General features: G+C 47.5%; 10 protein-coding genes. 8 read left to right on the top strand and 2 right to left on the bottom strand.

Annotated features, from left to right (window positions below):
• Positions 1-6 precede the first annotated feature (6 nt).
• Both gpAD87_RS17230 and gpAD87_RS17225 read left to right on the top strand, forming a co-directional pair.
• Positions 7-1,668 carry an ABC transporter substrate-binding protein gene (locus gpAD87_RS17230; RefSeq protein ID WP_064639395.1) on the top strand — a complete coding sequence of 554 codons (1,662 nt, stop codon included), beginning with the start codon at positions 7-9 and terminating at the stop codon, positions 1,666-1,668.
• A 299-nt stretch (positions 1,669-1,967) separates the two neighbouring features.
• Positions 1,968-4,439, top strand: a complete 2,472-nt coding sequence (locus gpAD87_RS17225) for an EAL domain-containing protein (protein ID WP_064639393.1) — start codon at positions 1,968-1,970, stop codon at positions 4,437-4,439.
• Between the two features lie 104 nt (positions 4,440-4,543).
• On the opposite strand, the gene gpAD87_RS17220 is transcribed toward gpAD87_RS17225, so the two are convergent.
• A complete protein-coding gene (locus tag gpAD87_RS17220; RefSeq protein ID WP_064639391.1) occupies positions 4,544-5,983 on the bottom strand; it encodes a SpoVR family protein in 1,440 nt (479 codons plus the stop codon).
• Positions 5,980-7,146, bottom strand: coding sequence for a sporulation protein YhbH (yhbH, locus tag gpAD87_RS17215; RefSeq protein WP_053780501.1), 1,167 nt, complete (start codon positions 7,144-7,146; stop codon positions 5,980-5,982). Before yhbH ends, gpAD87_RS17220 begins: the two co-directional genes overlap by 4 nt.
• A gap of 262 nt (positions 7,147-7,408) precedes the next feature.
• On the opposite strand from yhbH, the gene gpAD87_RS17210 reads away from it, so the two are divergent.
• The 6 genes from gpAD87_RS17210 to gpAD87_RS17190 all read left to right on the top strand — a co-directional run bounded on the left by gpAD87_RS17210 (position 7,409) and on the right by gpAD87_RS17190 (position 13,929).
• Positions 7,409-8,749 carry an MFS transporter gene (locus gpAD87_RS17210; protein WP_064639389.1) on the top strand — a complete coding sequence of 447 codons (1,341 nt, stop codon included), beginning with the start codon at positions 7,409-7,411 and terminating at the stop codon, positions 8,747-8,749.
• A 381-nt stretch (positions 8,750-9,130) separates the two neighbouring features.
• On the top strand, positions 9,131-10,399 hold the full coding sequence (locus gpAD87_RS17205; RefSeq protein WP_064639387.1) for a sulfotransferase family protein: 1,269 nt from the start codon (positions 9,131-9,133) through the stop codon (positions 10,397-10,399).
• The gene (locus gpAD87_RS17200) at positions 10,396-12,327 is read left to right on the top strand and encodes an asparagine synthase-related protein (RefSeq protein WP_064639385.1); all 1,932 of its coding nucleotides are present in this window, start codon (positions 10,396-10,398) and stop codon (positions 12,325-12,327) included. Before gpAD87_RS17205 ends, gpAD87_RS17200 begins: the two co-directional genes overlap by 4 nt.
• A gap of 81 nt (positions 12,328-12,408) precedes the next feature.
• A complete protein-coding gene (locus gpAD87_RS31870) occupies positions 12,409-12,540 on the top strand; it encodes a paeninodin family lasso peptide (RefSeq protein WP_157258540.1) in 132 nt (43 codons plus the stop codon).
• Positions 12,541-12,685: 145 nt separating this feature from the next.
• Positions 12,686-13,633: a hypothetical protein gene (locus gpAD87_RS17195; protein ID WP_082935154.1), complete on the top strand. Its 948-nt coding sequence runs from the start codon at positions 12,686-12,688 to the stop codon at positions 13,631-13,633.
• Complete coding sequence (locus tag gpAD87_RS17190) at positions 13,630-13,929, top strand: lasso peptide biosynthesis PqqD family chaperone (RefSeq protein WP_064639383.1); 300 nt, start codon at positions 13,630-13,632, stop codon at positions 13,927-13,929. The genes gpAD87_RS17195 and gpAD87_RS17190 overlap by 4 nt, the downstream gene beginning before the upstream one ends.

The following is a 13,929-nucleotide window of genomic DNA, read 5'->3' as shown; positions in this document are numbered from 1 at the left end:
AATCACATGCTGAAGCGCTGGCTGCCGGCAGTATTAGCTTTAACCATGGTGACGGCTTGTTCCTGGGGAGGAAGTGAGATTAAACCGGAAGCTGGAGCAGGGGGAGACGACAAAGTAAGCACAGAGAAAGTGACATTCTCGTATTTTAAAGCGGGTTCGGGCAAGGACATCAATACAAATGAAACCACAATCGGCAAAAAGCTGGAGGAACAAACGGGGGTTAATTTCAAAATTGAATACCTGGTTGGTGATATTAATACCAAAATCGGAACGATGATTGCAAGCAATAAGTACCCGGATGTGATGGTCCCGGATGGGGCTATTGACAAAATCGTGGATGCGGGTGCATTTATTCCTCTCAACGATCTGATTGATCAGTATGGACCCAACATTAAACGGGTGTATGAGCCGTATTACAACCTGATGAAAGAGGAAGATGGCAACATTTATTTTCTGCCCATGAGCGCAGTAGTTGGAGACTATCTGCCTAATCCGAATGTGGATCAAGGTGCATTCTGGATACAGCGGCGTGTATTGAAGGAGGCTGGATATCCAAAGATCACCACACTGGATGAATACATGGATCTGATTAAACAATACGCTGACAAACATAAGGATGAAGGATTGACTGGACTCCTGTCGTTGACGTATGATGATAAATTTTTTACGATCACTAATCCGGCCATGCACCTTGCAGGTAATCCGAATGATGGAGCCATTATGGTGGATATGCAGACAAAGGAAGCCAAGGACTATGGGCTTACGGAAGAGACCAAACGCTGGATGCAGAAGTTGAATGAAATGAATTCATTAGAGCTGTTTGATAAGTCCTCCTTTGTCGATAACTATGACCAGTATCTTGCGAAAGTGACCAGTGGGAAAGTGCTTGGATTCTTTGATTATGCCTGGCAGGTAGGGCAGGAAATGAACAATCTGAAGGAAGCCGGTAATGACGATTTGCGTTATATGGCACTGCCGATTGTGTACGACGCAAACACCAAGGATCAGTATACTGATCCGCCGAGCTTTGTTAATAACCGGGGGATTGGCATTACCGTAAGTGCAGAAGATCCGGTCCGTATCATCCAATTCTTCGATAACCTATTAATGGATGAGAATCAGATTCTGTCCAACTGGGGGATCGAAGGAGAAACCTACGAAGTGGATGACAAGGGGCGGTTTACGCGCTCTGCGGAAATGATCCGGAAAACAGATTCAGATGAGTTCCGTCAATCGTTCGGATTCAAATATTTTGAGTACAGCTGGCCGCGTTACGGTAATGGATCGATTCTGCCTGACGGTAATTCTGTCGGTGTAGAACGACAACCCGAAGTTGCCCAATTCTCCTATACGGATGGAGATAAGCTCATTCTGGAGAAGTATGGCGTGGAGACGTTCTCTCAACTGTTCGCTGCGCCGGATGAACGTCCATGGTACCCGGCTTGGAGCATTGCTTTTGATCAAGGTTCCCCAGCCCATATCTATGGACAGAAACGTACAGATTTGCAAAAGAAATATGTGCCCAAACTAGTCCTCTCCAGTCCGGCTGACTTTAACAAGGTCTGGGATGAATATGTGAAGGAATTCAACAAGCTCGATGTGAAGGGCTATGAACAGACGATGACCGAAGAAGTTCGCAAGAAGGCAAAACTGGTCCAAGGTGAATAAGTTGGCGAGGAAAGGATGGCATGAGGGATAAACGCCTGCAAGGCGCGTGGTGGATGGGGATTCGACAATATTAAACATTCGTTTTATCTGGAAAAAAGTGTTGATTTTCACGTCTGGGACGTTTAGACTATATACATCAATATTAACGGGTTAGAGATGTATGACTTTGGCTTTATAACAAGTCGGTGGTCTCCAGACAAATGATGTGGAGGGAGTGCCTGTCATCCAGACAGCGCACTCGCTTCTTTTTTACATTTTGCATACATACAAGGTATTTCCCGGTTGAAAGGACAAAGTGAGTGGATCACCTACATGGAACGTACAACTTAGAACTGGTTATTTTATCTTACATTATTGCAGCGTTGGCTTCTTATGCAGCGCTTGACCTTGCGGGCCGGGTAAGTCTGGCTAAGGGCATGTCCCGAAATATCTGGCTTACCTGCGGGGCAGTCTCAATGGGTTTGGGAATTTGGTCCATGCATTTTGTGGGCATGCTGGCCTTTGTTCTTCCCATGCATGTGTCGTATTCCACAGGTGAGGTCTTTCTATCCGTTCTGCTTGCAATCATTGCATCTGGTGTTGCGTTAAATATTGCAGGTCAGCAGTCAGGTAAAATAAGCAAGCTCCTGATCGCAGGGGTGCTCATGACCGCAGGCATTAGCGGCATGCATTACATCGGAATGGCTGCCATGTCGGTTACCATCACATATGAACCAGGCATAGTGTTGTTATCCATCCTGATCGCAGCTTTAGCTTCATTTGCTGCCTTGTGGCTCATGTTTTTCTTCCGGCAGCATCAGTCACGTTATACATGGGTGTACAAGATGGGCAGCGGACTCATTATGGGGCTGGGCATCTCGGGCATGCATTATACGGGGATGTCAGCTGCACAGTTTCATCATGCACATGATGCAATGGCTGGTTCGGGGATGCAGATTGAACCTTCGCTTCTCGCATATCTGATCGCTGCGGGTACTTTTATTGCCTTGGGGTTGACCTTGTTCGGTATCTTTATTAATCAACGTCTATCTCAGAAGGATCGACGGATTCATGAAAATGAACAGTGGTATCAAGCCCTTTACGAAAACCATTCAGATGCCATTATTTCGGTGGATAAACAAGGGGCTATCAAGGGGATTAATGCTGCAGTCACACGTATTACAGGGTATCAAGAAAGAGAGATCATTCATCATTCTATTGATGAGATTTCACAGCATGTTGATATTCATTGGGCAAGTGAAATGCATCATGTGGAATGGGATGATGATAGCCGTGAGCAGCAGCATTTTATGGGCAAAATGAAAAACGTTCAGGGAAACCTGATTGATCTAAGTATCGCTGTAGTGCCTGTACTGATTGATGGTAAACATCAGGGAAGCCACATCCTGATTAAAGACGTCACCGAGGAGAAACAGGCTCAGGAAAGCATCCGCCATCAGGCTCTGCATGATCCGCTGACCGGGCTTCCTAATCGACGCAAGCTGGATGATGTGCTGGAGAGCACGATCGCGACTTCGGGGGCAGCAGGAAGTTCATTTGCGGTTATGGTGATGGATATTGACCGTTTCAAAATGATTAATGACTCCCTGGGACATTCCATTGGAGATGTGTTTCTTCGAGAAGTGAGCAGCAGAATTATGAGTGCAATCCAGGATTCAGACCCGAACGCGACGGATAATGTCATGCTTGCTCGTATGGGGGGCGATGAATTCACACTGGTCGTTACCAATGAGCAGGGGAATGAGGATCGGGTAGCCGAACTGGCAGAACGGATTGTGCGAGCGATTCAGCTACCTTATCGATTAAAGGAAAATGACTTTTACGTTACAGCCAGCATCGGAATCGCAATGTATCCGTATCATGGAACAGGAGCGGATGCGTTGTTGAAGCATGCAGACTCTGCCATGTATGAAGTTAAGAAAAACGGCAAGAACGGTTTTCAGTTTTACACGGCCCAACTGGACTCGGAGCTTTATGAACGAATTGAACTGGAAGGGTATTTGCGTAAAGCACTGGAACGGGACGAGCTGGTTCTGTATTATCAACCTCAGATACGTACAGAAGACAGCCGTATGATCGGCGTAGAGGCTTTGATTCGCTGGAATCATCCAGACAAGGGCGTTCTGTCTCCGAATGTGTTTATTCCACTAGCTGAGGAGACAGGCTTGATCTATGAGATCGGGAACTGGACACTGCGCGAAGCGTGCAGACAGATGAAACTTTGGCATGCCAGTGGCGGACCACTCATTCCGGTATCCGTTAACTTGTCTAGTCAGCAATTTCATCAATCCAATTTGGTGGAGCAGGTCAAAAATGCACTCACGGAGTCGGGCCTCGATGCCCGTTATCTTGAATTGGAAATTACAGAGAGCATGATGATGGATGCATCCGTATCCACAGGTATTCTGAATGAACTTACAGCGCTTGGAGTCAAAATCAGCCTGGATGATTTCGGGACAGGATATAGCTCGCTGAGTTATTTGAAGCATTTTCCAATTCATAAGTTAAAGATTGACCGTTCGTTCGTGACGGATATTACGGAGAGCCGGAGTGACCAGGCGATTGTGGCCACGATCATATCGATGGCTCAAAATCTGAAGATGGAAGTGATCGCGGAAGGGATCGAGACGAAAGGACAGCTGGATATTCTGATGCAAAATGATTGCCGCGAAATTCAGGGATATTATTTCAGTCGTCCATTGCCGGCAAGCGAAGTGGAGCATGACTTTTTTGTGCCACTGCGGTTGCATGGAACTCCATCGATTCTCTAAATTCACTGAAATGCCAAGCGGCAAGTCCCCGCCATATGCCAGGGACTTGCCGCTTTATTGTGTTCTACAGGTAGAAAGTAGTCTGTATTGTGTATTGCAGATGGTTATGATAAAAACTTGCGGTGGTGCTTCTTGCCATCATAAGTGAACCAGATCGGTTTATCTTCTACCCGTGTTTCCACATGGACGGTACGCCCCCAAAGGCGGTACAGATAAGGCAGGGTCCGTTCCATATATTTCAGATCCAGCTCGATGCCCTCGTATTGATGCTTGAGCACGAGTTCTCCTGTGCGCAGGTAATCGGCGTCCTGAACGACGAGATACGGAGAACCACCGTTGATGCGTGAAAATACAAGCTGATCCCGTATGTTTTGCCAGGACTTGTCGGTAATTTTCCAGTCCGGGCCCTTTTTCTCGAATACATACAGGTCGAGGTCTTCGGTTAATTGCTTGGTCATGTAATTGCGGATAAATGAGGTATCGGAATCGAATTCGCGCACCTCAAACATTTTGGCACGACCCTGCCCTGGTTGACGCCCAAAACGTTCCCGTTCTTCGCGGGACGGGTTATCCCAGCGACGTTCAATATCTTCGAATATTTTCAGCCCTAAATAGTAGGGATTCAAACTTTGCTTGGATGGCTGCACGACGGAAGAGTTCAGTTTGGCAAATTCAATCGTATCTTCACTGTTCAGGTCCAGCTCCCGTATAATACGTTGATGCCAGTAGGAGGCCCAGCCTTCATTCATAATTTTCGTTTCCATCTGCGGCCAGAAATAGAGCATTTCCTCACGCATCATACTCATAATATCCCGCTGCCAATCCGTCAACACTTCGGAAAATTCCTGGATAAACCACATGACATCCTTTTCCGGTTCTGGTGGGAAGTGATGCACTTGTATTCCCTCCGCAGGTGTTTCCTCGGGCTGGGTATCATCAAGGGACCACAAGTCATCATAGCGACCTTCCGGCCTTGGCGTTTTCTCCCCACGCTGCTCCCGCATTTTCATCTCCATATAACGTTGTTTGTCCAAGTGGCGGGGTTTGATCAACTGTGGATCGACATGTTCCTGAATCGCAATAACGGCATCAATGAACGCTTCAACAGCCTCTGTACCATATTCCATCTCATAGTTGCTGATCCGATCAGCCGTCGCGGCCATGCTCTCTACCATATTGCGATTCGACTTGGAGAAGCGGGCATTGTTTTTGAAGAAATCGCAGTGAGCCAGCACGTGTGCGACAATCAGCTTGTTCTGGATCAGCGAGTTGCCATCCAGCAGGAAGGCGTAACAAGGGTTGGAATTGATTACGAGCTCATAAATTTTACTGAGTCCAAAATCATATTGCATCTTCATTTTATGAAAAGTCTTCCCGAAGCTCCAGTGACTGAACCGGGTCGGCATACCATACGCTCCAAAGGTATAGATGATATCGGCAGGGCATATTTCATAACGCATCGGATAATAATCCAGGCCGAATCCATCGGCAATCTCCATAATCTCGGCAATGGCGTATTCAAGGTCGCGGATTTCATCTGTCATCTTACGCTGCCTCCTTCCCGTTTCTGGAAAAAGCTGCGCAAAGCTTTATACACTTCGCCTTTTTCTTTGATCACATAATACATGAACTGGTCGATCTTGATATGACGATAGGCGGACATGAGTGTGCTGCTGCGGTTGTACTGGTTCACCTCGCCATATCCAAACATGTTGCTGCGCTTCATCAGCTCACCAATCAGTTTGACACACCGCTCATTATCCGAGGTCAGGTTATCTCCGTCCGAGAAGTGGAAAGGGTAGATGTTGTAGCTGGAAGGTGGATAACGACTATCAATAATTTCCAGTGCCTTCATATATACAGAGGAGCAGATGGTGCCTCCACTTTCGCCGCGGGTGAAGAATTCCTCCTCGGTCACTTCCTTGGCTTCGGTATGATGGGCGAGGAAAACAATCTCGACCTTCTCATACTGACGGCGGAGGAAGCGGGTCATCCAGAAGAAAAAGCTGCGTGCGCAATATTTCTCAAAGGAGCCCATGGACCCGGAAGTGTCCATCATGGCGATAATGACTGCATTGGACTGTGGAATGATTTTGTCTTCCCACGTCTTGTAACGCAGATCATCCGGACTGATATGGTGAATACCCGGATTGCCGGTAGTGGCGTTGCGGCGCAAGTTCTCCAATATGGTGCGTTTCTTGTCAATATTGGACTGCATGCCTTTTTTGCGAATATCGTTGAATACCACTGTATGTGTCTCAATCTGATCCTTGTCTTTTTGCTTCAGATCCGGAAGCTCCAGTTCCGCAAAAAGCATATCTTCCAATTCCTCGATGCTCACCTCGGCTTCAACAATGTCATGCCCGGGCTGATCTCCGGCCTTTTCACCTTTGCCTGGTTTCTTCGAAGCGGGATCACGACCAATGACATCCCCGACCTGACTGTCACCGTCTCCCTGCCCCACATGTTTTTGCTTTTGGTAGTTATACACAAAACGGTACTCATCCAGACTGCGGATTGGTACCTTGATGATTTGTTGTCCATCGGACATAATGATGTTTTCTTCAGTAATCAAATCAGGCAGATTCTGCTTGATGACATCTTTAACCTTTTGCTGATGGCGTTGCTGGTCCTGGTACCCTTTGCGGTGAAGCGACCAATCTTCCCGGGATACGACGAACGAGTAAGGCTGGTGTGAATTTGACATGTAGGCACCCCCCATTGATTACGCGGCACAGTTTGGCCTGTCGGTAATTAAGTATATTCACGGGCGGGGACGATATGTGATGCGTGAGTAGATAAAATGATACAATTACGCGAGTTTGCCTTCCGGGATCAACTAAAATTGTACAGATCGTCCGGAACTTTTTTACAGAAACGATGAACAAGTGTGACGAACTTCCTTTACAATAGGGACAGGTGTTTACTTGGCATCCCTCAGAGGGATGTGTGCAAAGGAAGGATCCCATTTGAATAAACGGGCAGTTAAGGCATGGATTATGTATGATTGGGCCAACTCGGCCTATGCGACGACGGTACTTGCAGCCGTTCTTCCCGTCTTCTACGCTTCCGTGGCTGCAGCTACACTGGATACAGATACCGCGGCATCATATCTGGCATACACCCATTCCATCGGCATGTTATGTGTAGCGCTGTTAACCCCTTTGCTGGGGACATTAGCGGATTTATCGGGGCGCAAAGGTGATTTTCTGCGAGTATTCTCCATCATTGGTATCGTTGCAACGCTCGGATTCAGCTTCATTGGGGAGGGAGACTGGCTGCTCGCTTCTGCACTGCTGGTCATTTCGACAATCGGTTTTGCGGGTGGTAACACGTTCTATGATGCGATGCTGCCTGATCTGGTATCAGCGGACCGAAGAGATATGGTCTCCTCTAAAGGCTATGCTTATGGTTATATTGGTGGAGGATTGTTGCTTGCGATCAATATGCTCATGATTCAGCAGCCTGGGTGGTTTGGGATGGCGAGCACACTTGCGGGAACAAGACTTGCTTTTATCTCCGTAGCGTTGTGGTGGTTGGTATTTTCCATTCCGTTATTCCGCCATGCACCACGCCGTCCTGCAGCACCGGACATGCCCAAGTCATGGAAAGCATATGCCGGTGTGGGCGTGCGCAGACTTGGCCAAACTTTTCGCCAGATCCGGCGTTTTCCGCAGCTGATGCGCATGCTGGTTGCTTTCTGGTTTTTCAATGACGGCATTAACACGATTATCCTGATGGCAACGATTTATGGAACAAGCATTGGGATCGGGACAGCAGATCTGATGTTGGCCTTGTTACTGACCCAGTTTATCGGGTTTCCTTGTACATTGCTGCTGGGGGCATGGGCACAGCGTTGGGGCGCGAAGCAGGTGTTGATGGTAAGCTTGTCCATTTACATATGCATCGTTATCTTAGGGTATTTCATGACATCAGCCATCCATTTTTATCTGCTCGCTGGGCTGGTTGGCGTAGTGCAGGGCGTAAGTCAATCGACAGCGCGTTCTTTGTTTAGCAATTTGATGCCTGCTGGCAGAACTGGAGAGTATTTTGGATTTGTGAATATTACAGGCAAATTTTCTTCCATTTTTGGGCCGTTTGTATTTGGTTGGGTAGGCCAATTAACAGGGTCAACCCGTTGGGGGATTCTGTCTCTAATTTTCTTTTTCGCTGTGGGGATTGCAGTGCTAGTGACTGTGAAAGTGCAGCAGGGGATGTCGGATGCGATTCAGGCGGATCAGGAAGAAGGGCAGGGCTGGAGTCATCGTCCCATTTCGGGAAAAAGCTCAGAAGCGAGATCGACTGGATGAGTGGTTAATAACGTTTTATAGCTAATGTTTATCATTAACAATAGTAGCTCCGTGGGCCTGTTTATTCGTAAACTGCTCTGGAGCTTTTTCATGTTTATGCAACAGTTATAGATGGTGAGGGTCATAGAATAAGTATAAGTGCTTAAACGACAGAGAACAGAATAGAGTGGATAGAAAGATATTATGAAAAGGTGAAAATAAAAGATTGACACGATACATTTTGTATCATAGAGTAAAAGTATGAATACATATCGTATCTAAAAATTGTCGAAAGTACATCATCCATATTACCTATTCCCAAGTAGGATTATTAGCGGATTTTGATATAAAGAGCTATACCAACTGCATGCTTATTTTAATTTTACAGAGGAGAGGCTGCCATTGGTAGATGTTCATGGTAACGGACTTGTCTTACTACTATGTGTACCTCGCAGTGGAAGTTCGCTATCCACCGTGATGCTGCAAAATCACAGCCGTGTATTTGCCACACAGGAGATGTGGTTTCTGATGAATCTTGTAGATTTGCAGAAGGCTGATTCCCGCCCCTATGGTGGAAGTGCAATTATCCGTCAGTTTTACAGTGCTATGGTATCAGACGAAGGTTTTGAGAAGGCGTGCAGAAGCTTTGCTCTTGAAATCTATAACGGATTTCTGGAGGGGAGCGGGGCAGACTTCATCGTAGATAAATCTCCTCGTTACTATTATATGCTGGAATGGCTCGATCGCCTGTTTCCACAGTCCAAGCGTATTCATCTCCAGCGTAACCCCCTTGCCATAGCTGCTTCCTACAAAAAGGTAAACCGCCATACCGGAGAAGGATTCGAACTGATTCGCAGCTTGCAGAGTCCGAACCTTAATATGAAAGCAGTTGATCTCACGCTGGGTATGCTCCGTTTGAACGATTATTTTGCGGACAAACACACGAATGCCTATGAAGTTCAGTACGAACAACTTGTCTCCAACCCTCGGGACGAAATGGAAAAGTTATGCGGTTTTCTTGGCATCGGATATGAACAGGGAATAGAGCAATATGGGCGCTTTGTGGACAGTACAAAGTCCAATATGTTCTATAGTATGGGTGTCGGTGATCCGTTTCTATCCTCACATCAGGAAGCTCATAAAGATTCTGTTAACAACTGGAAAAAAATACTCGATCCACAGGAAGTTGAATTTTATTGCCGGGTGATAGGCGCAGATATGTTCCATCGGATGGGATACAGTGAACAGCTCGAAGAAGCCGAGCAATGGACGGGTGTACGTTACGAAGCTGGCCCGGATGAAGAAGTCATATCCAAGTTAACGCGTCAATTCTCAGAAGCAACGGGCAGCAGCTGGCAGCAAGGTTACCGGATGCAACCTGTAGACCTAGTGAGCAATTCTCCAGATGGAAACAGGGATAATCAGGCAGCGAATGAACCGGATGCAATTGACCCGACACTGGCCGCATTGGCAACGATCAGGCAGTTGGAAGCCGCATTACGTGCAGCCGATAATCGGCTGGAGCGAGGGTACAATGAGCGGGAACGATTGAAGGTACAGCTTGCCTCTGCTCACAGTAAGATTCAGCGTATCAAATCCTTGATTCCGTTTGGTAACCAGATAAGCGCCTGGGCTTCACAGCGCAAGATACTCCGGGGAGGAAAGTCATGAGCGCTATAGCAGGAATTGTTCACACCGATGGTCAGCAAGCGTTATGGGAGGACAGTTGGCGTTTATATGCCAGTCTGGGCCACGTTCCGGCGGATACAACGGGGGTCTGGAAAGGTAATGAAGCTTTCCTGAGCTGCCATGCCCAGTGGATTACGCCCGAGTCAGTCAGTGAGCAATTGCCCTTATATGATGAAATGAGTGGTCTGACCATCACGGCGGATGCCATTTTGGATAATCGGGAGCAGCTGGCAGATCAACTGTCCATTTCGAGGGCGGAGTTAGCCGGATTGTCGGACAGTGAAATGATCCTGCGAGCCTACCAGCGATGGGATGAACATATGGCAGAGAAACTGCTTGGCGATTTCGCCTTCGCAATCTGGGATGAGCGCAAGCGCAGACTATTTGCTGCCAGAGATATTACAGGCATGAGATCGTTTTATTTTCGGCATGATGGTGAGCGGTTTGCCTTCTGTACCTTAATGAATCCGTTACTGCAATTGGAGGGTGTACATAAAGAACTGAATGAGATCTGGCTGTCCGAATTTCTTGCCATTCCCGATATGCATGACTCGGCAGATATCCATTCTACCGTCTATCGCGGAGTGAGTCAGCTGCCTCCTGCTCATACGCTTAGTTTCAGGGATGGCAGGCTGGAACAGAAACAATATCATCGCTGGGATGAAGTGGAGCCTCTAAAACTCAAGTCCGACGGGGAATATGTAGAAGCTTTCCGTGAGGTATTTGGTCAAGCTGTTGGATCGCGTTTGCGAACGCATCGACAGGTGGCTGCTGCCTTAAGCGGAGGGCTGGATTCGGGAGCTGTGGTTGGATTTGCCTCAGGAACACTGCGGAGACAGGGGAAAACGTTAAATGCGTACAGCTATGTCCCGGTGTCTGACTTTACGGATTACACATCGAAAACACTGTTAGCAGATGAACGGCCGTTTATCCAGTCTACGGTTAATCATGTCGGTAATATCACGGAGAATTATCTTGATTTTGAGGGGAGAAGCCCACTTAGTGAGGTAGACACCTGGCTTGATATTATGGAAATGCCTTATAAATACTTTGAGAACTCCTTCTGGATTCGTGGTTTTTATGAAAAGGCGAGCCAGCAGGATGCAGGCATTCTATTGACTGGAGCGCGGGGCAACTTCACGGTCTCCTGGGGCCCAGCACTTGATTATTACGCCAGTTTGCTAAAAAGCGGACGCTGGTTCAGGTGGCTCCGGGAAATGCAGCAGTACAGTGAACGCACCGGGATGAAATTCTCACGAATTGCCAAAATTACAGGCCGTAAAGCGTACCCGGAATTGTTCAAATCGATGTCCAAGGGCGCTGCACAAGCCGCATCTGTGCAATTAATCCATCCGGAGTTTGCTAGCCGAACAGGTGTATTGGAACGGCTCAAATCAATTATCGTTCTGCAAGGCGGCGCTCAGGCAGACGCTCTCAAAGTAAGGGCAGAGAAATTCAACAACCTGGCCATTGCGAACAAAAATGGTGCTGTTGCAACCAAATGCTCTCTTCGTTATCGGGCGTGGGAGCGTGACCCTACGAGTGATGCCAGAGTGATTCGTTTCTGTCTGTCCGTACCGATTGAACAATATGTTAATCAAGGTACGGATCGTGCCTTGATAAGGCGGGCTACCTCACCTGAGTTACCTGACAAAGTGAGATTAAACCAGCGAGTACGCGGTGTTCAGCCCGCGGATTGGTTGCACCGCATGATTCCCAATTGGGGAGATTTTACTGCCGAATTGCGTGCGTTATGTTCTGACAGCCGGGTCGCTGGCATATTGAACACAGAGCGAATCAAGTCCGCACTTGCGAATTTTCCGAATCCTCGGCCTGAGCTCGCTTCACACCCGGACTTGCGGTTGATGATGCATAGTCTGATCGTGTATCGATTTATCCGAAAGTTCTGATGCAGCTAATGGGTGTAGCGATATGAGCCGGGAAAGATCCATTAATCAGTTTACTCATGAGAGGAGGTGAACACGATGCAAATGGAAAAAAAGGAATGGCAAGCACCTGCACTGGAAGTATTGGAAGTGAACCAAACGATGGCAGGAGTAGGTTACAAACAGATCGACTGGGTTACTGTCCACGATGCTGATCTTTATGATCCAACTTCCTAAGTTGTTTAGTTTTAACATGTGCCATCATACTTAGAAGGGCGGAAAGGGCAATAATCCAACTTTTCGCCTCCGCCCTTATATTGAGCAGTGCGAATATAAGGGCTTTTTTTACTTACATGCAGAATTGCGAAGGAGGAGTCTTTCATTGTTGCCTGTGCAGTATGAAGCGTATGGCTTGCGTTGGTTGAGCCAATTCCCAATGCCTGAACTCCAAATCGTACAGAGCGGTACAGATTCTCTAACTGCCTATACGGACGTACACATTGAAATAGCTGATTTGGCGGCACAGTGGAAAGAGTGGGATGTGGGGAGCGATAACTTTGTATCCCGAAATGGCAGTCTTTTTTTTCGGATCGAGGATACGGGTCTGTTTCTTATGGAACAAGGACGCCGCATCGTGGTATCCCCTCAAACGGGAGCTGATGACAAAAAGGTTAGGTTATTTGTGCTGGGCACATGTATGGCCGTCATTATGATGCAGCGCGGCATTCTTCCGCTGCACGGAAGTGCGGTAGTCATTGATGGCTGGGCTTATGCATTTGTTGGACACTCGGGTGCAGGCAAATCCACTTTATCAGCTGCACTTGCTTCACGCGGCTTTCCACTATTAACGGATGATGTCGTGGCACTGACATGGGATGCAGGAGGAAGAGCAATCGTATCACCAGGTTATCCGCAGCAAAAGTTATGGCAGCCAAGCCTGGACGGATTCGGCATGAAGGAACAGGATTACGCAACGGTTCATGCGGAGATTACGAAATATGCGATACCGGTTCAACACTATTTTCACGATAGACCCGTTCCGCTTGCGGCTGTGTTTGAACTTGATCCGAAACCGGAAGAGATGTTGAAACCCGTACAGTTGAAGGAAGTTACCGGGTTGGAACGCCTTCACATGCTGTGCTCTCATACATTTCGTAGTGGACTTGTTTCCAGGCAGGGTCTGGCACAATGGCTGTTTGAGACGGTCTCACGGCTGTCCGCCGGTATTGAAGTTTTCAGAATCACGAGGTCAGGATCTGATTTTACGGCATTTGAGATGGCTGACCGAATTACAGAATATGCACGCAAAGGGGTGTATACGGGACAATGACAGCAACGAAGCCAATGAATGGGGAAGACCGTGTATTGCGGAAGGAAGGCAATCTTGTCAGTGACATGGGCGGGGAAAAAGTCATGATGAGCATCCATAACGGAAAGTACTATAATCTGGGCAGCACGGGTGGACGAATCTGGGATCTGATCAGTGAAGAACGAACATTGACCGAATTGGTTGAAGTGTTAGCCTCAGAATATGAGATTGAACCAGACCTATGCCGTGAGCAGGTTATTCAATTTCTTGAGCATCTGACGCATGAAGGATTAATTGACGTTACCCGCGGAGAGTAG

The sequence above is a fragment of the Paenibacillus sp. AD87 genome (assembly GCF_001659845.1).
GTDB lineage: Bacteria > Bacillota > Bacilli > Paenibacillales > Paenibacillaceae > Paenibacillus > Paenibacillus marchantiae.
The sequence above is the reverse complement of the archived record's forward strand: the minus strand, read 5'-3'. Positions and strand labels throughout refer to the sequence as shown.